Annotated in this window: 20 protein-coding genes; 7 read left to right on the forward strand and 13 right to left on the reverse strand. The window is 36.1% G+C overall.

Annotation, left to right across the window (positions count from 1 at the left end; translation table 11 throughout):
* Positions 1 to 49: 49 nt before the first annotated feature.
* The 4 genes from H6W52_RS05475 to H6W52_RS21370 form a co-directional block, all read right to left on the reverse strand.
* Entirely contained in the window at positions 50 to 421 is a 372-nt protein-coding gene (locus tag H6W52_RS05475) for a hypothetical protein (RefSeq protein ID WP_116096469.1), read from the reverse strand.
* The gene (locus tag H6W52_RS05480) at positions 421 to 1614 is read right to left on the reverse strand and encodes an alanine dehydrogenase (protein WP_116096467.1); all 1194 of its coding nucleotides are present in this window, start codon (positions 1612 to 1614) and stop codon (positions 421 to 423) included. The genes H6W52_RS05475 and H6W52_RS05480 overlap by 1 nt, the downstream gene beginning before the upstream one ends.
* Before the next feature lie 70 nt (positions 1615 to 1684).
* Positions 1685 to 2092, reverse strand: coding sequence for a tRNA (adenosine(37)-N6)-threonylcarbamoyltransferase complex ATPase subunit type 1 TsaE (tsaE, locus tag H6W52_RS05485; protein ID WP_116096465.1), 408 nt, complete (start codon positions 2090 to 2092; stop codon positions 1685 to 1687).
* 37 nt (positions 2093 to 2129) lie between these two features.
* The gene (locus tag H6W52_RS21370) at positions 2130 to 2753 is read right to left on the reverse strand and encodes a transglycosylase domain-containing protein (RefSeq protein WP_116096463.1); all 624 of its coding nucleotides are present in this window, start codon (positions 2751 to 2753) and stop codon (positions 2130 to 2132) included.
* Between the two features lie 138 nt (positions 2754 to 2891).
* On the opposite strand from H6W52_RS21370, the gene dnaG reads away from it, so the two are divergent.
* From dnaG to H6W52_RS05505, 3 genes are all read left to right on the forward strand, one after another.
* Positions 2892 to 4871, forward strand: a complete 1980-nt coding sequence (dnaG, locus tag H6W52_RS05495; protein ID WP_116096461.1) for a DNA primase — start codon at positions 2892 to 2894, stop codon at positions 4869 to 4871.
* Between the two features lie 110 nt (positions 4872 to 4981).
* Positions 4982 to 5668 carry an ATP-dependent Clp endopeptidase proteolytic subunit ClpP gene (clpP, locus tag H6W52_RS05500; RefSeq protein ID WP_076392404.1) on the forward strand — a complete coding sequence of 229 codons (687 nt, stop codon included), beginning with the start codon at positions 4982 to 4984 and terminating at the stop codon, positions 5666 to 5668.
* 357 nt (positions 5669 to 6025) lie between these two features.
* Entirely contained in the window at positions 6026 to 6574 is a 549-nt protein-coding gene (locus tag H6W52_RS05505) for a type 1 glutamine amidotransferase domain-containing protein (protein ID WP_116096459.1), read from the forward strand.
* 384 nt (positions 6575 to 6958) lie between these two features.
* Here the strand turns inward: H6W52_RS05505 and tpiA are convergent, their stop codons facing one another.
* From tpiA to H6W52_RS05525, 4 genes are all read right to left on the reverse strand, one after another.
* Positions 6959 to 7717 carry a triose-phosphate isomerase gene (gene tpiA, locus H6W52_RS05510; protein WP_116096457.1) on the reverse strand — a complete coding sequence of 253 codons (759 nt, stop codon included), beginning with the start codon at positions 7715 to 7717 and terminating at the stop codon, positions 6959 to 6961.
* Positions 7718 to 7783: 66 nt separating this feature from the next.
* Positions 7784 to 8137, reverse strand: coding sequence for a TerB family tellurite resistance protein (locus H6W52_RS05515; RefSeq protein ID WP_076392410.1), 354 nt, complete (start codon positions 8135 to 8137; stop codon positions 7784 to 7786).
* Between the two features lie 27 nt (positions 8138 to 8164).
* The gene (locus H6W52_RS05520) at positions 8165 to 9277 is read right to left on the reverse strand and encodes a BT_3928 family protein (protein WP_116096455.1); all 1113 of its coding nucleotides are present in this window, start codon (positions 9275 to 9277) and stop codon (positions 8165 to 8167) included.
* Between the two features lie 15 nt (positions 9278 to 9292).
* Positions 9293 to 9847 (reverse strand): DUF1599 domain-containing protein, encoded by a 555-nt coding sequence (locus H6W52_RS05525; RefSeq protein ID WP_116096453.1) that lies wholly within the window; start codon positions 9845 to 9847, stop codon positions 9293 to 9295.
* Between the two features lie 332 nt (positions 9848 to 10179).
* On the opposite strand from H6W52_RS05525, the gene folP reads away from it, so the two are divergent.
* Positions 10180 to 10947: a dihydropteroate synthase gene (folP, locus tag H6W52_RS05530; RefSeq protein ID WP_116096451.1), complete on the forward strand. Its 768-nt coding sequence runs from the start codon at positions 10180 to 10182 to the stop codon at positions 10945 to 10947.
* Positions 10948 to 11045: 98 nt separating this feature from the next.
* Here folP and H6W52_RS05535 read toward each other — a convergent pair whose 3' ends face one another.
* The 5 genes from H6W52_RS05535 to alaS form a co-directional block, all read right to left on the reverse strand.
* Positions 11046 to 12512, reverse strand: a complete 1467-nt coding sequence (locus H6W52_RS05535) for a M20/M25/M40 family metallo-hydrolase (RefSeq protein ID WP_116096449.1) — start codon at positions 12510 to 12512, stop codon at positions 11046 to 11048.
* A 113-nt stretch (positions 12513 to 12625) separates the two neighbouring features.
* Positions 12626 to 12862 (reverse strand): hypothetical protein, encoded by a 237-nt coding sequence (locus H6W52_RS05540; protein ID WP_116096447.1) that lies wholly within the window; start codon positions 12860 to 12862, stop codon positions 12626 to 12628.
* Between the two features lie 26 nt (positions 12863 to 12888).
* Positions 12889 to 15087: a hypothetical protein gene (locus H6W52_RS05545; RefSeq protein ID WP_116096445.1), complete on the reverse strand. Its 2199-nt coding sequence runs from the start codon at positions 15085 to 15087 to the stop codon at positions 12889 to 12891.
* Between the two features lie 280 nt (positions 15088 to 15367).
* Positions 15368 to 17824, reverse strand: a complete 2457-nt coding sequence (locus H6W52_RS05550; protein ID WP_116096443.1) for a DUF5686 family protein — start codon at positions 17822 to 17824, stop codon at positions 15368 to 15370.
* 151 nt (positions 17825 to 17975) lie between these two features.
* Positions 17976 to 20579: an alanine--tRNA ligase gene (gene alaS, locus H6W52_RS05555; protein WP_116096441.1), complete on the reverse strand. Its 2604-nt coding sequence runs from the start codon at positions 20577 to 20579 to the stop codon at positions 17976 to 17978.
* Between the two features lie 494 nt (positions 20580 to 21073).
* Between alaS and H6W52_RS05560 the strand changes: the two genes are divergently transcribed.
* The 3 genes from H6W52_RS05560 to H6W52_RS05570 all read left to right on the forward strand — a co-directional run bounded on the left by H6W52_RS05560 (position 21074) and on the right by H6W52_RS05570 (position 22441).
* Positions 21074 to 21628: an RNA polymerase sigma factor gene (locus H6W52_RS05560; protein ID WP_116096439.1), complete on the forward strand. Its 555-nt coding sequence runs from the start codon at positions 21074 to 21076 to the stop codon at positions 21626 to 21628.
* A gap of 11 nt (positions 21629 to 21639) precedes the next feature.
* Positions 21640 to 21912 carry a hypothetical protein gene (locus H6W52_RS05565; RefSeq protein ID WP_116096437.1) on the forward strand — a complete coding sequence of 91 codons (273 nt, stop codon included), beginning with the start codon at positions 21640 to 21642 and terminating at the stop codon, positions 21910 to 21912.
* Positions 21913 to 21991: 79 nt separating this feature from the next.
* The gene (locus H6W52_RS05570; RefSeq protein ID WP_116096435.1) at positions 21992 to 22441 is read left to right on the forward strand and encodes a DUF417 family protein; all 450 of its coding nucleotides are present in this window, start codon (positions 21992 to 21994) and stop codon (positions 22439 to 22441) included.
* Positions 22442 to 22449: the final 8 nt, after the last annotated feature.

The raw sequence follows: 22449 nt of genomic DNA on the forward strand, positions 1-22449 counted from the left end.
ACTTCAAAAGGAGCAAAGGCATAAATGCTTCGCAAAGCGGACTGATAATTTATTTCAGTTTCTTCAAAGAATTCACTGTTACATTTTCCTCGCATTTTTCGAAAGTAATTTCGAAAGTTGGTTTTTCTTCGGGATAGGTGAGAAGATAATCAGGACAGGGTTTTTTCTGTGCGTGGCTTCTGTCGAAATCAATCTTTCCTTTGGTGATGATACTGTCTTTCAGAAATTTTTCATCAACTTTTAATGTCGCCATTTCTGCTTTTGCTGTTTCAGAATATTTAAAATCTTTAGACAGGGTTTCTGCAATAACGCGGCTGTTGGGAAGATAACCGCTGCAGCTTGCGCCTTTTTTGTTTAAGATAAAAAATACAATAATACATCCCGGTACAAGACCGATTGCATAGAATTTCAGTTTTTTCATTAGAAAATTAAAAGATTGATATCGTGATAAGTAAGTCCGAAACGGTCGCAGATGATTTTTTTCGTGTGTCTGCCTTTGTACATATAAAGACTCTGTTTCATTTCGTTTTTGCGAACCAGCATATTTTCGAAGCCGCCTTCTTCGTCGTAATTTAAAATATAGGAAAGGAAGAAATTGGAGATCGCTTTTGTGGTGGTTCTCGGCATTCTTGAGGTTAGGTTCGGAAGTCCGCAGTGGATTACGCCGTGCTTAATGATGTATGGATCTTCCATGGTGGTAAGTTCGGAAGTCTCGATTACTTTTCCGTTGTCGATGGTAATATCGATAATAACGCTTCCTTTTTTCATTTTCATTACCATATCTTCGGTAACGATGGGTGTCATATTAAGTCTTGGAAGGGCTCCGATCACCACATCGGCTCTTCTTAACGCTTTTTTCAGCTCTTTCGGATCGATAATGGAAGTCGGAACTCTGCTGTCGACCAAAGTATGAAGTCGTCTTAATTTTGAAAGGGAATTATCGAAAACTCTTACACTTGCGCCTAAACCGATGGCTGCTTTTGTTGCAAATTCTCCAACGATTCCTGCTCCCAAAATAACCACTTCAGCGGGTCTTACTCCTGTAATTCCGCCCAACATTAAGCCGTTGGATAAAGCTAAAAGCTCGGAAGCATAAAGAATGGAAACCGTTCCTGCAATTTCGCCGACCAATCTTACTAAAGCTAATTGTTTGTATTCATCTACAATGAACTCGAATGCAATGGCATTTACTTTTTTCTCTGCCAGTTTTAAGAAATAATCTTTATCTCTCAAATTGATCTGAAGTGCCGATACAAGATAGGTATTCGGTTTCATATACTCAATTTCCTCTTCTGTTGGCGGATTCACTTTTAAAATTAAATCCTGTCCGAAAGCTTCTTTAGGATCATTTGTAATTCTGGCTCCCGATTCAGAATATTGAAGATCTGTAAAGAACGAACCTTGTCCGGCTCCGGATTCTATGATAATTTCATGACCACTTTCTACCAAAACCTGCACCGCATCGGGCGTTATGCAAGCTCTTCTTTCATTCAGGGAAGTTTCCTTCGGAATTCCTATGCTGAATTGTTTTCCTTTTTTAATGACCTCCAGCTTTTCTTCTTTCGGCATCAGTTCCTCTTCGGTAAAAGGAGTAAAAATGTTTGTAGTACTCATCCTTTTAAATAATTAGGTTCTTACAGATCGTTATTTTACATTCAAATTCAGGAGCAAAGATACATAATATTTACTCGAATGAAATTTCTCTGTTTTCTCCGGTATTAATGATGCTCATTTCGTGGTATTTGAGACCGTAAAGATCTTCTTCGTAGACTTCCGGCCATTCAATAATGCAAAGAAAAGCGTTATCAAGATATTCTTCAATGCCAATATCGTAGACTTCTTCAATGTTTTTTAAGCGGTATAAATCGAAATGATAAACTTTTCCTTTCGGAGTGTTGTATTCGTTAACGATGGAATAGGTAGGAGAGTTTACTTCATCTGTACTTCCCAGATTTTTAAGTAGAAACTGGGTAAAAGTTGTTTTTCCGGCGCCCAGATTTCCTTTTAAAAGTAAAATGTTATGCTCTAATTTTGAAATGACGGTTTCGGCAATATTCTGCCAGTCTTCCATATGTTGAATCGTGAATTGCATATTTTTAAAACAAAGATAATTAATTACGGTAAAAAATTTAATTCTTTATTTTAGAATTATTGAGATAAACATGATAAAAATGTTCTGTCCTTTCCTTTGCTTTTTGAGGATTTCTAGACCGGTTGTGTTTTAGAGGAGCTTCGTATAATGCTAAAATTTCAGCCATTTCCATGGGTTTCAGATCTTCGGCATCCTTTTTAAAAAGAGACTGGGAAACTTCAGATAAACCTTTTCTGTTTTCTAAGAAATTAAAACTGCTGAAATTAAATTGAAGACATTCTTTCTGGCTAAATCTGTTTTCAATAAATCTTGCTACAATAAACTGATTCATGAAATAATTTATTCTTTTTGTATGCTTAATTTCTAAAGTTGGTAAAATCTTGTAAGACATTTGATTACATGGGCATTCTTTTCGAGGAGCTTGTGGATTAGTTAATATATCAAACATGTAACTCCATGAATTTGCGGATAACGAATTCGGATAAACGGTATTATAAAAATTTGAAAAGTTATTAGGAATTTTTTCGCTGCTTCTGATGTAGAATGTGATTGTTCTTTTGTCGTTGGTCTTTAAGATGAACATTCCTCCAAACTCTAGATACAAAAGGAATACAATGAAAATAGTAACAGTTATAATAAAAAATCTTCTGAAATATTTCATAAATAAAGAATGTCGTTATAGTTTGATTCAAAAATAAATAAATTAAATTGTTTTAAATCAATAAATTATGTGGGCTAATAAAAATCTTCTTTACAATCCTATTATAGAAAGAATATAATTTTTGTATATTTTTGCAGCATGATTTCCAAACAGACCATCGATAAGATTTTTTCTACAATCCGCGTTGAGGAGATTGTGGGAGAATATGTGCAGCTCAAAAGAGCAGGGTCTAATTTCAAGGGATTAAGTCCTTTTCATGACGAGAAAACACCGAGTTTCGTTGTTTCGGCAAGCAAACAGATCTGGAAAGATTTCTCCACCGGAAAAGGAGGGACAGCGATCTCTTTCTTAATGGAAATCGAAAATTTTACGTATCCTGAAGCACTTCGCCACGCGGCAAAAAAATACGGAATTGAAATTGAGGAAGATCAGAAAGATTTTTCCGAAGAAGCAAAAAATGCACAGTCGGAAAGAGATCTGCTGTATAAAATCCATGAAGTAGCGAACGATTTTTTTCAGAATTTTCTTTGGGAAGTGGAAGAGGGGAGATCAATCGGTCTTTCTTATTTTAAAGAGCGTGAACTTCGTGATGATATCATTAAAAAATTCCAGCTCGGCTATTCGCCTGAAAAAAAGAATGCCTTTACAGAATATGCTTTAGAAAAAGGCTATTCAAAAGAAATTCTGGAGAAATCGGGTCTTTCAATTTTCCCTGAAAATTCTCCCGCCGGAATCGACCGTTTCCGTGAAAGAGTAATCTTTCCGATCCACAGTTTTTCGGGCAGGGTTTTAGGTTTTGGAGCCAGAATTCTTAAAAATAACGTAAAGACAGCCAAATATCTCAACTCACCGGAAACGGAAATTTATCATAAATCCAATGTTCTTTATGGTTTAAACCAAAGCAAGCAGGCAATTTCGCGTAAGAATGTCTGTCTTTTGGTGGAAGGTTATATGGACGTTATTTCGCTTCACATGTCGGGAATCGAAAATGTGGTAGCAAGTTCCGGAACTTCTTTAACGACGGAGCAGATTAAGCTTATCAAAAGATTAACGGAGAATGTAACCATTCTTTTTGACGGGGATAATGCAGGAATCAAAGCCAGTTTCAGAAGTATTGATATGCTTTTGACGGAAGGAATGAATATTCGGGTGATGCTGTTTCCGGACGGAGACGATCCCGATTCTTTCGCCAGAAAACATCCGCAGGAATATGTGGAAAAATTCATCGAAAATGAAGCGATGGATTTTATTGATTTTAAAGCTGAAATTCTTTTCAAGGAAATTGGGGACGATCCGATTAAGAAAGCTGAGGCCATCAGAGACATTGTGAAGTCGGTTTCCTTTGTTCAGAATGCTTTGAAAAGGGAAGTGTATCTGAAGCAGGTCTCTACAAAATTCGGACTTTCTGAGCAAAGTCTTTTTAATGAGCTGGATGTTCAGAAACAGATCACCCAAAATCAGACCCATAAAGCGCAGATTAAAACGGAAGCGCAACAACCTGCAAAGCTTGAAGTAGTAAATGATCCGAGAGATTATATTGATCCGGTACTTTTTAATGTGACGAAACTTGAAAATGACCTTATCAATCATATGCTCAATTACGGAGATGTTGTTCTTCACAGAACCGCGCCGGATCAGCAGCAATATGATATTACGGTGATTGAAGAAATTCTTCACCATTTTGAAGAAGACAACTACGAATTCCAGGTGGAACTGAACAAACGAATCGTAGAGTATATAAAAGAAGGAATTGAAAAAGAGGAACTCCGAAAAGGAAATTTCTTTTTCGGATTAATGGATGAAGAATTGAGTAAGGCAGCCGTCAATTCCATGAATATTTACAGTGAGCTGAACGACTGGACCACAAGAAATATTTTTTCACCCAATTACGGGGATAAAATTCCGGAGCAGGTGGCAGGAGATATTCTGATTCATAAATTCAGATATGTTAATTTCCTGATATCAAAAGCAAAAGGAGAATTGGCAGAATATGCAGAATCCGATGAATCTAAATATTTTGAACAGCTTAAGAAAATTCAGATGCTCACGATGGTTTCAAAAGAATTGGCTAAAATTTTAAATTATTCTGCAATTACTGGTATTTATACTGACAGATAAGAGGAAATGATCTGTTAATTATTGAAACTTTATGACAAAAAGTCTTATAAAATTTTAGGAATAAAAGTTGTAAATTCAACCTCGTAAAATGTAATACACAAAACAAGCATATGGACATTAAAAAAGAATTCAGAGATTTCTCTGTAAAACATCTGGGAAATAACGGTTTGGCAACCGATCAGTATATGGGAATGTATGGTCCTACAGGTCTTACGCCGTACATCATGGAGGAGAGAAGATTAAATGTTGCACAAATGGATGTTTTCTCCCGTTTGATGATGGACAGAATTATTTTCTTAGGAACAGGAATTGATGATCAGGTGGCGAATATCGTAACCGCTCAGCTTCTTTTCTTGGAGAGTGCAGATCCTTCAAAAGATATTCAGATTTATATCAATTCTCCGGGTGGAAGTGTTTACGCCGGTTTAGGAATTTACGACACGATGCAGATCATTAAGCCTGATGTAGCAACAATCTGTACAGGTATTGCAGCTTCAATGGGAGCGGTTCTTTTGGTTGCCGGAGAAAGCGGAAAACGTTCTGCTTTAAAGCATTCAAGAGTAATGATTCACCAACCTTCGGGAGGTGCGCAAGGGGTGGCTTCTGATATGGAGATCAATTTAAGAGAGATGTTAAAGCTTAAAAAAGAGCTTTACGAGATCATTTCTGAGCACTCAGGACAGACTTATGACTGGGTAGAAAAAGCTTCCGACAGAGATTACTGGATGACTTCCGAAGAAGCAAAAGGATACGGAATGGTAGACGAAGTTTTACAGAGATCCAAAGACAAAAAATAAATTTTGTAAAAATAATAAGAAGACGCATCAATTGATTTTGGTGCGTTTTTTTTATGGAGACCTGAAACTTTTATGAATTTTTTTAGGAGCTTTTTCCGGCTTTCCGCACTCGCTGTTTCTAATATTTCAGGGTTGCGGCGGCGAAGCCGCCGCAACCCTGAAATATTAGAAACGAGCTCAGACAATTGCTGCAATCCGGGCTAGGATAAAAGTCAGATTTATAAATTTTAACATCAATAGTAATAAAAGTAATTTTTAGATCGGAAATAAATACTTTAACAAATTTTATAAAATGTAAGGGCAAAAACGGTATCATTTTTTCAAGATGATGAGTACAACACTTAAATCATAAAAATTATGTCAAAGAAAATTGCAATTTTAGCAACACACGGATTTGAAGAAAGCGAATTGAAATCTCCAAAAGAACATTTGGAACAGCAAGGTTGGACAGCCCACATCATCAGTCCGGAATCCGGAACCATTAAAGCATGGGCAGAAAAAGACTGGGGACAAGAATATAATGTCGATAAAACGCTGGATGAGGCTAATGCTTCAGACTATGATGCATTGGTTTTACCGGGAGGCTTGATCAATCCCGATCAGTTAAGAACCAATGAAACTGCTTTATCTTTCGTAAGAGATTTTTTCCAGCAGCACAAACCCGTTGCAGCTATTTGTCATGGATCACAGATTCTCATCAACGCCGAAGTAGTTGAAGGAAGAAAAATGACGTCGGTGGATTCAATCAGTAAAGATCTTAAAAATGCGGGAGCGAATTGGGAAGACAGCGAAGTTGTGGTAGATCATGGTTTAGTCACAAGCCGTACTCCGAAAGACCTTCCTGCCTTTAATTCAAAGATGATCGAGGAGATCAAAGAAGGAAAGCATGAAGAGCAGACCATCTAAAATATAAAAGCACAAACTTTAATTTTACAAACTCTGATTATAAAAGATCCGGCGGCATCGAAGATGCCGCCGAATTTTATTTTTCATTTTCTGTAGATCTTCTCTTTTTAAAGAACATCCTGTAAATCAAAAATGTCTGTACTAAAATATTTCCAAAAAATATCAGAAACATCTTATATATTGGTATTGACGCATAAAAAGGCAAAAGCTTATCAAATAATACTGCGGGTGAATTCACCAAAACTTTAATTATCGACAATGGATACTGCAAAAATTCAGGTTTTATACCGATGAAAAACTGGTCGTAGATAAATACATAAAGAATATCAAACAACAATATTCCCAGAAACAGCAGTATAAATTTTTTCACAGCTTTACTCGCTATTAGTTGAAAGCCTCAATAATTTTAGAAAAATCTTCCAGTTTTAAAGCGGCTCCACCAATCAGACCTCCATCGATATCCGGCTGAGAGAATATTTCCTTCGCATTATCCGGTTTTACAGAACCTCCGTAAAGAATAGAAACTTCATCAGCAACTTCCTGTCCGTATTTTGCAGCGATAATACTTCTGATGTGAGCATGAATTTCCTGTGCTTGTTCCGGCGTCGCAGTTTCTCCAGTTCCGATTGCCCAAACCGGTTCGTAAGCGATCACTACTTTTTTAATTTCCTCTGCTGAAAGTGTGAAAAGAGCTACTTCAGTCTGATTTTTTACCACTTCAAAATGCTGTCCTGCTTTTCTCTGTTCCAAAGTTTCTCCGTTACAGTAAACAGGAATCAAACCTTTATCCAAAGCTAATTTTACCTTTCTGTTGCAGTGAGAATCTGTTTCTCCGTGATATTGTCTTCTTTCAGAATGTCCGATTAAAGAACCTGTTGCATCAATGGATTCAAGCATATCCACAGAAATTTCTCCTGTGTACGCTCCGTTTTCATGTTCGCTGATATCCTGTGCGAAAACACCGATTTCATCCTTTTCAAAAACATCTTTTGCCATCATCAGATACAGAGACGGAGGAGCGATCCATACTTCGCAGTTCGTAGTATTATTGTTTTTATAGCTTAGTAACTGAACCATTAATTGTTGGGCATCAATTACATTTTTGTTCATTTTCCAGTTTCCTGCAACTATTTTTCTTCTCATAGTTTCTTTTATTTTAAAGTTAAAAACTAAAAGTCAGAAACGAATTTCTAACTTTTAATGACTCAATTATCGATTAATATTCCAAAGATTTTTCAAAAGTGTATAAAAAGTATGCTCTTCATCCGTCACTTTATTATCCGCCTTAATCAGCGTTTTCGCAAACTGAATGAAACTTGTTCTTTCTTCCTCCGTAGAATCGTCGTAGAAACAACGCGCGTGAAATTCAAAATGATCTTTCCATTCTTCCGGCTGAAGCAGGGCAATGGTTTCAAGCTCATTATCAAGATTCATTTTAAAAGGAAATTCATCGGCTAAATATTGCTGAACAAGCATTCCTTCTTCCGGAGCAAATTCTCCGTCTACAGAAGAAAGAATCATCAATAAATGATAACCGGCAATGGGTTTGTTAGACTTTTGCATTGATATAGTTTAAATTTTAGTGTTTTTTTATTTCAGATAATCTTTTGCAGGCTGTTTGTCAACAATTTTTCCGTTTTCCAAAACCAGTACAAAAGGATTGCTTCTTGCGATGGTTTTAATTGCTGTAGCATCCATCATCAAATTTTTAATGGTTTTAAAAGTATTCGGAAGCGTTGAAACCCCATAAACAGCAGTTGTACCCTGAGTTTTTACTTTAGCTTCAAGCTGTTTAATAACTTCCGGAGAAACATTTTGCGGATAGTACGTGAAAATTAAAATAGCTTTCGGAGTATTGATAATCTGCTGAGTAAGATCTGTTCCTGATGTATCTTCAAGCTTGAATTTTGCAATTTCAGATTTGTAGCCTTCTTTTACCAGAACAGATTCATTTTTTCCGTCTTCTATTTTCCAGGGCGATCCTTCTGCCCAATATTCTGTTTTTTTGATATAATCATCCTGATTCACTTTTATAACTTCTCCTGTTTTAGAGTTTTTCAGGGAGTAAAACGTTTTATACTGAAAAGGATTTTTAGCAATCTTAATTTTTTCCGTTTTCAGATCGGTTCCGATTTTATAATCACGGAAATCGATAACAGGTTCATGAATAATTCCATAAGCACCCACCACAATCATCGCAACAGAAAAAACGCCCAGAAGAATATATTTGAATTTATTTCCTGTCTCTTTTTTTGCACTGTAGCTGTACGCATCTTTTTTCTTAAATTCTTTTCTGTAAAGAATGAAAACAGCAATTAACCCGATTAAAAGCACAATATCTTTAATAAAACTCTGCCAAGGCGTAAATTTAATGGCATCCCCGAAACATCCGCAATCTGTTACCACATTGTAATAGGCAGAATAAAAGGTAAGGAAACCAAAGAAAATACAAAGTGCAATTAATGCAGAAAGCGTGAATTTAAGTTTCAGTTTAATTAAAAGCATAAAGCCCAGAAGAAGTTCCAAAACCACTACAAATATGGAAAGCGGCAGTGCAAATTTCTCGAAAAACGGCATATTAAAAACATTCGGGGCAAAGTATTCTTCCATTTTGAAAGAAAAACCAACCAGATCAACCGCTTTTACAAACCCTGAAAGGATGAAAATAATCGCAAGTAGGAATCGTAATAAACCTTTTATCATAATTAATTTGTTTTTTTATTCTACATGGGTTGCTTTTTCAGAAAATTTGATCAGGCAGAAAACCGCATAATTCAGCATATCAAAATAATTAGCGTCCAATCCTTCGGAAACGATAGTAACTCCTTGATTATCTTCAATTTGCTTGGTTCTCAAAACTTTCTGATAAATGAGATCTGTTATGGAGGAAACTCTCATATCTCTCCAGGCTTCACCGTAATCATGGTTTTTTCTTTCCATTAATTGCTGTGCTTCGGCTGCATAATGATTGTAAAGCTCTAAAATCTCTTCTTTATTTTCATTAAAATCGTTGGAGAAACCTTTTTCAAGCTGAATCAGTCCGATAATGGAGTAGTTCACAATGGCAATAAATTCATCCTCTTCACTTTCGTCCACCATTTTTTTGTCAGTCATTTGTAACGTACGGATTCTGTTGACTTTAATGTAAATCTGATCCGTAATTGAGCTTGGTCTTAAAACCCTCCAAGCTGCGCCGTAATCCTGTAATTTTTTGCTGAATAATTCGCGGCACTGACTGATAACTTTCCCGAACTGTACTGATGTTTCTGACATAAATTCTCTTAATCTTCCAAATATACGAATTTTTGTGTGTTGGAGGGGTTCGGAATAGGAGAGTTTGGGCGTTTTTGGGTGAGAGCGTTTATGAGTTTGAGGGAGAGCGTTTATGTGTGGCGCAGTTAATGGGCATTTAAATGATATTTTCAGATTTATGCATTTCTTTTTTATGTTATTTTTGTAGAATAAACTCAATTCGTAATTCCAAAATGTTTACTCATAAACCATCCGTCTTCCCAGCTCTGTCATTCTCCAACACTCAAACCTTTGAACACTTTCACTCCATCAACTGCAATGGAAGATTAATAGATTTATCAGCCCCGAAAATCATGGGAATTCTCAATCTCACTCCGGATTCTTTTTCAGACGGCGGAAAATTTAACAATGAAAAATCTGCGCTGGAACAGACTGAAAAAATGCTGAAAGATGGTGCTGAAATCATCGACATCGGACCGCAATCCACAAGACCGAATGCCGAATTTCTGACTTCTGAAGAGGAAATCCGACGAATCGGAAATATCATTTCTCTAATTAAAAAGGAATTTCCGGAAGCTTTGATCTCTTTGGATACATTTTATTCCGGAACCGTAAAATTTGGTTTTAATGAGGGCATTGATCTGATCAATGATATTTCCGGCGGTCAGTTTGATGATAAAATGTTTGAAACTGTTGCAGAAACAAAGCTGCCGTACATTTTGATGCACGTAAATCCTACTTATGAGACGATGCACGATAAGATACAATTTGAAGATATTATTCTTTCAGAAAATCGATATTTCTCAGAAAAAACGGCAGAATTGCTAAAGTTAGGAGTGAAAGATCTGATCCTTGATCCCGGCTTTGGATTTGGTAAAACAGTGGAAGATCAAATGAAAATGATTGACGAAGTACAGTATTTAGGATTCGGAAAATTCCCTTTACTGATCGGTATTTCAAGAAAATCTTTCATTTATAAACCTTTAGGAAAATCTCCTTTGGACATTAATGAAGAAACTCAAAAACTCCATCTGAAAGTTTTGCAGCAGGGCGCAAAAATTTTGAGAGTTCATGATGTTTTGGAAGCTAAGAAAACTTTAAATAGATTTTTGAGAAATTAAATAGTCCGAATCGTCGGATTTTCATGATTAAAAAACAAAAAAGCTGTCTCAAAAGTCAAAAAACTGACTTTTGAGACAGCTTTTTTATGTCACTAAATTTATCTTTCCAGTGTAAAATTAGAAATCACTTTCGGACGTTCGGTTTCATTGGCTGCTTTCCATGAAGTTCGGTACATCCATTCCGTCATTTTATACAGCTTTTTGTAATTAATGTTTTCCGATTCATCTTGCGGCGTGTGATACTGATCGTGCAGAACACTCGTGAAAAATATTGCAGGAATTCCTGCTTTTGCATAGGGTAAATGATCGCTTCTGAAATAAAAATATTCTGCATGCTTCGGCGAATCCCAATCTTTCAGATATCTGAATTTCGTACTCTCATTATTGGCATCTTCAGCCATTTTCACCAATTCTTCAGAATTTTTGTGAGGCGAATTTCCTCCCAGAAGCGCAGCTTCATTATTATCATTTCTCCCGATCATATCACCATTGAGAACGGCAACAATATTTTCTTTTGGCACAACAGGATGCGCTGCATGCCATCTCGAACCCAATAAACCTCGTTCTTCAGCACCATGAAAAACAAAGAGAATACTGCGTTTTGAAGGCTGTTTTTTATAGGCTCTTGCCATTGCCAACATTGCAACACAGGTACTTGCGTTATCATCTGCGCCGTTATAGATTGTATCGTTTTTTACAGGATGTCTTATTCCGTCGTGATCCTGATGTCCGCTGATTAAGACATATTTGTTTTTAAGTTTAGAATCTGTACCGTCTATTTTTCCGATGATGTTTACGGAAGGATATTTATACGTTTCTGTGATGAGGTGCAGCGAAATTTTAGGATTGTTTTTTACCCAGTCAGAATTTTCTCTTTTAATCCATAAAACCGGAATATTATTCGTTACACTTTCTCTTAAACCTTCAACTCCGTAAGAACCTCTGGTCATTTGCGGTAAAACTTCAACCCAGCTTTTATCCGATGTTTCGTCTGTAATGAAGATGATTCCTTTTGCTCCCAGTTCAGATGCTTTGTTATAGTATTTTGTTCTTACAAAACCGGGATATCTTCTTACGAAAAGCGTCATTTCCTTTTCAATATTCTTATCAGATGCATTTACGGCGAGAATTTTATCTTTAATATTTAATTTTGATAAATCTTCAGGTTCGGCATTTCCGGCATAAACAATTTCAGAATCAATGTCTGCATTTACGGGTTCCGCAACAAGAAAATCTTTCCATAATTTTAAAGAATTGTCACCAATTTTCAGACTGCTCTGCGGAATTACCTGATGTCTGTACATATCAAAAAACTGAAAGAAAGTTCCGTTGTCTCCGGCTGGTTTCATTCCCGCTTCCTTGGCTCTGTCAGCAAGCCACATTGATACTTTAAGCTCATCTAAAGTTCCTGCTTCTCGACCCAGAAACTGATCGGCTGCAAGATCATACATATCCTTGCGAAGATCGCCTTCTTTAATAGCAGAAACCAGAGGTTTTTGATAGGATTGAGCGGTAAAAGTCCCAAAAATAAATACACTGATTGCAGATAATAGGTAATTTTTCATCTTGAATTTTTTAATGATTTGATTACACTTTTAAAATTTAACACAAAATAAACAAAAAATGAAGTTTAAGTTGAGGTTAAACTTTAAATAAGAAGAAATACGTGTCTAAAAGTTTAATTCAGATTCGCAAGCTTATCTGCAAACTGTTTTGAAAATTCTTTTCGGTCTTCTTCCATTTTTTCCGGTGTGGAAGGAAGAATATAATTGAAGAGGATTTTATTTTCGTTATCCAGAAAGATGATTTCCTTTTCGTTTCCATCGATCATTTGGGTAAAGATTTCCCACATCGAGGTATCTTTTAATTTTAATAACTCGAAAAACTGATCTGCTTTTATTTCGATTTTCTGCATTATCTTTTATTTAACGGTTTCATTTTTTAAAAATCCAGAATCTTTAATTTAAACTGAATTGCAAAATTTTGTTTAAAATTAGGAGTGGTGTAATATCCAACCCTGTAAAATAATCCCAGATTAAAGTAGGTAGAAAGAAAATTATTCCATTCCAGACCGACTTCCTGATAAAGATGATCCAAAGGACGGAATCTGAACTGATGATAATCCGGATGTTTCATATTTCCCGTTGTTCCTCTTAACACAAAGTCGAAACTTGAAATATTCTGCCCAAAACTTTTAAAATACCAAGGAATTTTATGCGTGAAATAATACGCAATAAACCGGTCATTGTAATATTTTCCGCCTTCCAGAGTTGCAAATCCGAGGAAAGAAGTCAGGTTGAAATTAAAATCTTTTCTGGAAGAAGCAAGCCCATTCATGGTGAAATTTTTCCAGATTGGAGCCTCTCCGAAAACCATTCCGCCGTAGAGTCTGAAGCCGGTGGTTCCAAACATGGTTTTAAAGTTATGAATTAAAAGCGCATCAAATCGGGTATAATTGAAATCTCCGCCAAAAATTTTGTAGCTCTGTTCATAATTAAAGTACAGTTCGGGATATTTCTGATCGATCAGCGATTTTCCCTGCGGCGTCATAATGTTCGTAGAATTTGGGGAATATTTTAGTGTAAATAGGGTATTAAAATTATCAAAAGAAGGACCTCTTCCACGGAAAGAATAATCGAACATCGCTTCTTCCAGATTTCTGCGTGCGGCAAAAACCAGTGTTAATCCATTGGTAACATCATTCAGGTAAGACACAGAAGCTCCTTTGTAACGGTAATAACGGTCGTTGTTCAGGTTATTTCCATAGTTTGCCGTTCTCATTTTAAAGCTCCAGAGTCTTCTGTAAAATTCACCGGAAGCCGTCACATCATCATAATAATCCAACCGGAAATACGAGTCTTTTTCCAACGTTGTTTTGATATCAAGACCAATCCTGTATTTCCATTTATCATCCTTAAAACCGTAAGCAAAAAGGTAATCCGGAGAAAAATACGGATTGAAATTTTCATTAAGTTTTGCTTTTAATCCAACTCTGAAACCTTCATAAAGATTGTAATTGACGATTTCATCCACTGCAAAATCAACGACACCTACTTTAATCTGTCCGTTAAGAAACAGACCGCCCAAAACTCTTGCCTTACGGTCGATATTATAGATTTTTCCAAGACTGTCGATCGTTTTATAGGTGTTTTTTTCTCTTTCGGTAAGAGGATCGGTTCTGTATTGGTCTAAAGTTTTTCCGTCAATATTTTTTACTGAAAAAGTGTAGCCTTTAAAGTCATTTTGATTATTTTCCGCAGGGGAATGATAATCAAAATACCGCGATGTGAGAAAAGCGTAGGTTCCGAAAGTTTTTTTACTTTTCCTATCGGTTTTTTCTTCAGCATTTTCATTTTCCATCTGCATATCACTCATTTTCAGCTTTACGGTTTCATATGCCAGAAACCATTTGTTGTTGAAAAAAATCCACGAACTGGTAATAATTCCGTCGTTTTTATTCTTGCTGAAATTTTCAATTTTTTTTACGCCGTAGGTTTCGGTATCTACATAAATAGCACCGTTGTATTTTCTTTTTTTATCGGGCTTTTTGTAATTCACTTCCCGGAAACGGATGACGAAGTTTTTTCTTCCGTCTATTTCAATGGTATCGGTAAGAAAGAAACGGTACAGTCCTCGGTTTTCTTTTTTAATCTGATCCGGGATTTTGTCTCTGTTGCTCTGCTGAAGCGCGATCATTTCATAAATAGGCTGTTTGAGACCGGAAATTCTGTTATCCAGAATATTGATCTTCTCACCGTATTTTTTAGAATACAGAAATTCCTGCGCTCTTTCCCAGAGAAACAGTTTGCTTTTCGAGAATATTTTTCGCGCGGTAATGTTGTTTAAAGAATCTTTTTCCCGCTTTTTTTTGAACATTCCGGTTTCTTCGAAGAATTTGTTGTACTGAGAAATACTGTCTTCGTCGATATCGAGAGAAATTTTTTCGTAAGATTTGTAATAGTAGGAATCCAGCGTTTTGGGAGAGTTCTCATGGAAATACTGATTCACTTTATTAAGGATTTCCAGTGCTCTCGGATCACTTTTGTCTTCGATGATAACGGTTTCAATAGAAGTAACTTTCGATTGTGAAAAACCAAAAATACAGATTGAAAAACATAGAAACAGTAAAATCCTTTTCATAGAAAACCTTGCCAAAATTACTAATATTTATTGTCCCGCAAAAGTTTTGTTAATTGATATTAATGGGATCATTCTTTGGAAATATCTTTTAAAAAATAAGGCTCAAACTCCCTATCTTCAATCAAAGGACGGGATTCTTTTTGTATTAGAAGAAATTAATATTGCAGAGAAACACTCAGTAAGCATATGTTTCATGGTTATTTTTTCAGAAAGATAATAAAAAAACAGAAACCCGAAAGCTTCTGTTTCTATTTTGCAGATAATTATTTAAAAATACGGCTTAGTTTAACAGGTTAAATCTCAGTTTGATTGCAAAGTTATCCTTAAATTCTGAAGTCTGATAATATCCTAAACGGTAAGAAAATCCTACCCCAAAGTTTCTTCCCAGAAAACGGTTCCAGATAACTCCGGCTTCCTGATAATAATGATCCAGCACCTGAAACTGGAACTGATGATCCTGTCTGTTTTTCATGTTTCCGATCGCCGCCTGATATTCGAGTTCGATACTGGAATATCTTGATCCGAAAGTTTTAAACCTGAAAGGAAGAGACTGGGATATCTTGAAGGCTGCAAATTTATCGGTAAAAAATGTTCCCGAAGGCATGGTTGCAAATCCCAGATTGGAAGGTGTCGTAATGCTCGAAGTCCATTTGTCTCTGTTCGCATCGGTTTGTCCTGCGATTTCAAAGTTTTTCCAGATCGGTGCATTTCCTGAAGAAATTCCTCCGAAAAGTTTGATGTTCGTATATCCTAATTTTGATCTGAACTGATGAATAATTAACGCATCCACTCTGTGATAATCCAGATCTCCTCCTAAAGTTTCGAATCCTTTTTCATAATTCATGAAGATTTGTGGATATCCTTTTTCATAAGTAAACTTTCCGCTTGGCGTCATGATATTTTTGTCATTCGGTGAGAGTTTTAAGGATAACGTTGCACTTGTATTGTCGAAACTGCTGCCCAGATTTTTATACTGATAATCAAAAAGATCCTGTTGCTTCTCTTTATTCACCGCAATTTTCACACTTAAAGAATTCGAAATATCATAAAGGAAAGAAGCTCCCCATTTTTGGTTTTTGTAGAAAGTTGAGTTGTGAAGATCCAGATTGATGTCTGAAAATTTCATCATCATGTCCCACATATGATTGCTGAATCTTCCTGCTGCGAACACATCATCCACATAATCGATCCTGAAAATGGAAGTTCTTTTATCTGATAATTTCACATCAAGACCCAAACCATATTTCCATGTATGATCTTTAAATCCGTACCCGAAATAGCCGTCCGGAGAAAATGTTTTGTTGAATTTTTCATTCAGTTTGATTCCTGCTCCCAGACGAAGACCTTGGTATTTATCATAGCTGAAGAACTTTGTAAGATCAAAATCGATGAATTTGTATCGCAGATTTCCTCTTAAAAGCTGGGTTAAAGTATTCAGCTTTTTCTCAAAATCATGCTTTTCCACAAAACTGTCTATTTTGGTATAGGTTGCACTTTCTCTCGCGGTAAGACTGTCGGTTCTGTATTGGGAAAGGAGACTTCCGTCCGAGTTTTTCATTTCAAGAGAGTAGCCTTTGAATTCGGATGCTTTTTGTTCTTTATTGATCTCAAAATCGAAGAAACGGTTTTTCACATACAGATAATTTCCGAAATTCTTTTTGTTGTATTTCGTTTTTTCTCCTGGTTTCAGACTGTCTTTTTTAGAAGTCTCAAAACTCTGGCTTCCCATTTTTACTTTGATGTTTTCGTAGTCTAAGAACCACTTTCCGTCAATAGGTTTCCAAACCGAAACAATATCTCCTTCATTCCGCTTTTTGCTTTGGCTTTCAAATTTTTTCAAAGCATAAGTTTCGGAATCAATATAGATTTTCCCGTTGAATTTTCTCGGATTCTGCTTCTTTTTGTCGGTGATTTCCTTGAATTTAATCACAAAAGTTTTTCTTCCGTCAAGCTGTAAAGTATCGGAAAGATAAAAATTGAATAATTTTCTGTTCTCCGGTCTAAGCTGTCTCGGAGTTCTGTCAAGATTAGAAATATTGATGGCTAAAGCCTCATAAATCGGATTTTTGAACCCCGACATTCTGTTATCAATGATATTGGTTTTTTCCCCGAAACTTTTAGAATATTTGTATTCTGCAGCTTTCTCCCAAAGAAACAACTGGCTTTCGGTGGTCGCCTCAATAAGATCTTCTCCGATCAAAGAATCTTTTTTCTCTTTTTCTGTTTGCTTAAGGTCTTTTTTATCAACCTTAGAAAGCGAGTCTTTTCTTACTGCCAAAAAGGTTTTGTAAGTATCCACAGAATCTTTATCTACATCAATAGAAAACTTGGAATACGATTTAAAATTGTAGGAGTCCAATGATTTGGGTGAATTTTCCTTGGCTCTTTTATTCACTTCATCCAAAATTCTCAATGCTCGCGGATCACTTTTATCCTGAATGATAATTTTGTCTATATTTCCCATCTTTTCAGACAAAGGCTGCATAGAAACTTCCATAGAAGGTTTTACATCCGCCACCACATCCTGAAAATTGCTGGCAAGAATTTCTACCTTTTTACATTTTGTTTTGAAGGATACATTTCCGTTAAAGTCGGTTTTCCCAAGAAGTGCGTCATCACAGTAAACCGCTGCATTGTGAACAGGTTTTTTGTCCGCTTTACTGATCACTTTCAGCTGATTTTGTGCGAAAAACACTACCGAAACAAACAAAAACAGGGATGATAGATATTTTGTCATTAGTCTTTTTTATAGTTAAGACAAAACTAAAAATAAGAAGGTTACAAAACGGTACGAAAAAATATAATCTTTTGTTAAAAATAAAATCAGCTGTACGCAAAGATGGTACAACTGATTTCTTATAATAACTTTATTGACGTTTTAAGTTTGTCTAAATATTCAAAGCTTTCTGATAGGCATTTTCAAGACCTTCAAGATTTTTTCCTCCTGCCGTTGCAAAGCCCGGATTTCCTCCGCCGCCGCCTTGGATTTCTTTCGCTAAATCTTTTACGATTGCTCCTGCCTGATAATTTGCAGCCAGATCATCTGAAACACCCACGGTAATCATTGGTTTTCCGTCTGCATCAGAAAGGATGATCGTTACTGAAGTCGGGATTTCTCTCTTCAACTGGAATACGATATCTTTTACAGAACCTGCATCAAGAGACGTTTTCTTTACCAAAAGCTGCTTATCGCCTTTTTGTTCGTAAGCATTTTTCCAGTCGCCGATTTCTCCTTTTGCTTTTTCTTTTTTGAAAGCTTCCACTTCAGATTTTAAAGAAGCATTTTCTTCCATCAGTTTTTCAATCGAACGGATGATATCTTTGGATTTTAACAACTGAGAAAGTTCAGCAACCTGCTTTTCAAGGTTTTTGAAATATTTTTCAGATTCATCTCCGGAGATCGCTTCAATTCTTCTGATTCCTGCTGCGGCAGAACTTTCGGAAAGAATTTTAAAATGACCGATTTCGCTGGTATTTTTTACGTGAGTTCCTCCACAAAGTTCTTTCGAGCTTCCAAACTGGATCATTCTTACATTATCTCCGTATTTTTCTCCAAACAAAGCCATTGCACCTTTGTCTAAAGCCTCCTGAATCGGGATGTTTCTGAATTCCTGTAATGCAATACTTTCTTTGATTTTAGCATTCACTTTATTTTCAACCAAAGCCAGTTCTTCTTCCGTCATTTTGTTGAAGTGGGAGAAGTCGAAACGCAGATAATCGGGACCTACGTAAGAACCTTTCTGTTCCACATGTGTTCCCAGAACTTCTCTTAACGCTTCATGCAGTAAGTGCGTTACAGAGTGGTTTGCCTGAGAATTTTTTCTTTCCGCTGCATTTACTTTAGCATAGAAAACAGCTCCTGCATCTTTAGGAAGACCGTTAATTAATGAAATAATCAGTCCGTTTTCTTTTTTGGTTTCCAGAACTTCAAAACTTTCCGTGGCATTTTCAAGAAGACCTTTATCTCCAACCTGTCCACCGCCATCCGGATAGAAAGGCGTTTCACTTAGAACCACCTGATAAAATTCTCCGTCTTTATTTTCTATTTTTCGGTATCTTGTAATGTAAGTTTCAGATTCTAATTGGTCGTAGCCTACAAAATTTTCTGCTTTTTCCTCAAGAATTACCCAGTCGTGAACTTTTTGTTCAGCGCCGCCTCTTGAACGATCCTGTTGCTCTTTCTTTCTCGCTTCAAAACCTGCTTCATCAATCGTTAAGCCTTTTTCTTCAGCAATAATTCTCGTCAAATCATCCGGAAAACCGTAAGTGTCATATAATTCAAAAACTTCATTGCTTGGAAGTACCTTCAAATTGCTTTCAATGGTCTGCTGAATTAATTTTTCAACTCTTATCAATCCGTTTTCAATGGTTCTTAAGAAAGATTCTTCTTCGCTTTTGATCACTTCTGTAACCAAAGCTCCCTGTTTTTCAAGTTCAGGGAAGAATTTACCCATTTGTTCCTGAAGAACGGCAACCAATTTATAAAGGAAAGGTTCTTTCATATCTAAGAATCTGTAAGAGTAGGAAACTCCTCTTCTTAAAATTCTTCGGATAACGTAACCTGCACCTCCGCTTGAAGGCAATTGTCCGTCTGCAATGGCAAAAGAAACCGCTCTGATGTGATCTACCACAACACGGATCGCAATATCCTTTTCGTCTTTTAAAATTCCGGTATATTTTTTTCCTGAAAGTTCCTCCACTTGAGCAATCAAAGGGGTGAAAACATCCGTGTCATAATTGGAGGATTTTCCCTGGAGCGCCATACAAAGACGTTCGAAGCCCATTCCGGTATCAACATGTTGCGCAGGAAGTTTTTCCAAAGAACCATCAGCTTTTCTGTTGAATTCCATAAAAACGAGATTCCAGACTTCCACCACTTGAGGATGGTCATTGTTCACCAATTCAAGACCGGAAACTTTAGCTTTTTCTTTCGGAGTTCTCAGGTCAACATGAATTTCAGAACACGGTCCGCAAGGTCCGCTTGCACCCATTTCCCAGAAATTGTCTTTTTTGTTTCCGTTGATGATTCTGTCTTCAGAAATATGGGATTTCCAGAAATTATAAGCATCCTGATCTCTATCCAAATTTTCGGAAGCATCTCCTTCGAAAATGGTTACGTAAAGATTCTCTTTAGGAATTCCGTACACTTCCGTCAGCAATTCCCAGGCAAAAGCAATAGCATCTTTTTTAAAATAATCACCAAAAGACCAATTCCCCAACATTTCAAACATGGTGTGATGATAGGTATCTCTACCTACATCATCCAGATCATTGTGCTTTCCGGAAACTCTTAAACATTTCTGGGTATCGGCAATTCTTGGAGCTTTAGGCTCTTTGTAACCTAAAAAATAATCTTTAAACTGCGTCATTCCCGAGTTGGAAAACATTAGGGTAGGATCGTCTTTCAGCACAATAGGAGCCGAAGGAACGATAAGGTGTTCTTTACTTTTAAAATAATCTAAAAATTTTTGACGAATCTCTTGTGATGTCATAATACTATATATTGCTTTGCTTTTTACAATTTTGATAAGATGCAAATTTAATGTTTTTGAGTGATTTAGTTTTAAATATTTGATACTTTTGCTAAGATTTGTATAATAATCTGAAACATTTTCAGGAGCTTTTTCCCGCTTTCCATTGCAATTCCTCATTGCGCGGCTCCGCTTTGCTCCGCCGCTTCACTGCGGGATTTTCATTACAATCGGGGCTAAATCGCGATCATAATTTTCACTATTTATCATAATAAAGCATCATTTGTCATGCTGAAAGTATTTAAATTGCGCAACACGAGATATAATTTTATCAGAATCGGGTTATTGGTGTCAGGATTTGTGACATTTGTGTTTGATATTATTGCTTAGATGCTTTCAGCATGACAAATACAACGTTCAGATAAGTTTGATGAAAACTTTGCAGTTTACCATTTAACTTTCTATATTCGTTTTTAACTGTAAAAATGTGCTGATTTTTTTATAAATTTAAATCAATGACAAAAAATGAAACCATTAAGAACTGGATCGATCAGTATTCCGGGCAGTTGTTGAGAAGAGCAGTTTATCTGCTGTCGGATAGAGTGGAGGCGGAAGACATTGTTCAGGAGGTTTTTATCTCTGCTTTTTCGTCATACGAATCTTTTGAAGGGAAAAGTCAGCCTTTAACGTGGTTAATGACGATTCTAAACAGAAAGGTTGCTGATTTTTACCGCAAAAAATACAAATCGGAACCACAGATAAGTTTGGATCATTTTTTTGATGAAACCGGATCGTGGAAAAATGACGATGTGCTGAATGACTGGAATGCTGAAAATAAAGAAACAGAACTTTTAGATGATACAGAATTTAATACAACATTGGAGGATTGCCTGGAAGAATTGCCCGTTCGGTGGAAACTTCCGATGAAAATGTATTATCTTCAAGAAAAAAAAGCACCCGAAGTAAGTCAGGAACTGAATATTTCTACGACTAATCTTTGGAAGATTCTGCAGAGAGGCAGAATGCAGCTCAGAGAATGTCTGGAATTTAACTGGTTTGCTCAATTATAAATGCTTTTAAAATGTTAAAAAAACTAATCCATATCCTATTTTTACCATGCAGTGAAGCAACCATGCTCATGGAAAAGAGAAACGCAGGTAACATTTCTTCAAAAGAGAATCGAAAACTTTCCATGCATCTGAAAATCTGTAAATGGTGCAGAGCTTATAAAGAAAAGCTGGAAATTTTAGATGAAATTTTAAAAAGAAAACTTTTTAATGAAGAAAAAAGTAAAATTCAGGATTCTGAAATTCAGGATTTTAAAGAAAAAATGATTAAAAAATTAGATATTTAAGAAATTTTTTGTCAGGATTTTGAAAACGTTCCGACTATACTTTTGAAAATAACAAAGTATTAACTCAAAATCTTAAAAAATGAACGGAACTACACTTAAAATCGATAACAGAAACCTTGCCGGAAAAGCAGGGTATTACATCTCACTTTTCGGAGCTGCCATCATTCTGCTCTGGATCGGAATTTTCAAATTCACACCCACAGAAGCGAACGCGATAAAACCTTTGGTAGAAAACCATTTCCTTACTTTTTTCGTATATGATATTGTAAGCATTCAGGCAGTGTCTAATGCTATCGGAGTGATAGAAATTATCATTGCATTACTTTTAATTTTTAGTGTGAAATTTGCATCACTCAGAAAGTACGCCGCCATCGGAATGATCGTTACCTTCCTTACTACTTTGAGCTATTTATTTACAACTCCCGGAGTTTGGAAAATGGTAGACGGAATTCCTGTAACAGATTTTTTTATCGTAAAAGATCTGATGCTTTTAGGATTTGGTTTAATGATTTTAAATGTGAAAAAATGAATAATAAA

The organism is Chryseobacterium sp. C2(2020), from assembly GCF_014218915.1.
In the GTDB taxonomy this organism is placed as follows: Bacteria; Bacteroidota; Bacteroidia; order Flavobacteriales; family Weeksellaceae; genus Chryseobacterium; species Chryseobacterium mucoviscidosis.

Coding starts and splice junctions, on each gene's coding strand:
- H6W52_RS05475 (WP_116096469.1), bottom strand. CDS start 421: ATGAAAAAACTGAAATTCTATGCAATCGGTCTTGTACCGGGATGTATT.
- H6W52_RS05480 (WP_116096467.1), bottom strand. CDS start 1,614: ATGAGTACTACAAACATTTTTACTCCTTTTACCGAAGAGGAACTGATG.
- tsaE (WP_116096465.1), bottom strand. CDS start 2,092: ATGCAATTCACGATTCAACATATGGAAGACTGGCAGAATATTGCCGAA.
- H6W52_RS21370 (WP_116096463.1), bottom strand. CDS start 2,753: ATGAAATATTTCAGAAGATTTTTTATTATAACTGTTACTATTTTCATT.
- dnaG (WP_116096461.1), top strand. CDS start 2,892: ATGATTTCCAAACAGACCATCGATAAGATTTTTTCTACAATCCGCGTT.
- clpP (WP_076392404.1), top strand. CDS start 4,982: ATGGACATTAAAAAAGAATTCAGAGATTTCTCTGTAAAACATCTGGGA.
- H6W52_RS05505 (WP_116096459.1), top strand. CDS start 6,026: ATGTCAAAGAAAATTGCAATTTTAGCAACACACGGATTTGAAGAAAGC.
- tpiA (WP_116096457.1), bottom strand. CDS start 7,717: ATGAGAAGAAAAATAGTTGCAGGAAACTGGAAAATGAACAAAAATGTA.
- H6W52_RS05515 (WP_076392410.1), bottom strand. CDS start 8,137: ATGCAAAAGTCTAACAAACCCATTGCCGGTTATCATTTATTGATGATT.
- H6W52_RS05520 (WP_116096455.1), bottom strand. CDS start 9,277: ATGATAAAAGGTTTATTACGATTCCTACTTGCGATTATTTTCATCCTT.
- H6W52_RS05525 (WP_116096453.1), bottom strand. CDS start 9,847: ATGTCAGAAACATCAGTACAGTTCGGGAAAGTTATCAGTCAGTGCCGC.
- folP (WP_116096451.1), top strand. CDS start 10,180: ATGGGAATTCTCAATCTCACTCCGGATTCTTTTTCAGACGGCGGAAAA.
- H6W52_RS05535 (WP_116096449.1), bottom strand. CDS start 12,512: ATGAAAAATTACCTATTATCTGCAATCAGTGTATTTATTTTTGGGACT.
- H6W52_RS05540 (WP_116096447.1), bottom strand. CDS start 12,862: ATGCAGAAAATCGAAATAAAAGCAGATCAGTTTTTCGAGTTATTAAAA.
- H6W52_RS05545 (WP_116096445.1), bottom strand. CDS start 15,087: ATGAAAAGGATTTTACTGTTTCTATGTTTTTCAATCTGTATTTTTGGT.
- H6W52_RS05550 (WP_116096443.1), bottom strand. CDS start 17,824: ATGACAAAATATCTATCATCCCTGTTTTTGTTTGTTTCGGTAGTGTTT.
- alaS (WP_116096441.1), bottom strand. CDS start 20,579: ATGACATCACAAGAGATTCGTCAAAAATTTTTAGATTATTTTAAAAGT.
- H6W52_RS05560 (WP_116096439.1), top strand. CDS start 21,074: ATGACAAAAAATGAAACCATTAAGAACTGGATCGATCAGTATTCCGGG.
- H6W52_RS05565 (WP_116096437.1), top strand. CDS start 21,640: ATGTTAAAAAAACTAATCCATATCCTATTTTTACCATGCAGTGAAGCA.
- H6W52_RS05570 (WP_116096435.1), top strand. CDS start 21,992: ATGAACGGAACTACACTTAAAATCGATAACAGAAACCTTGCCGGAAAA.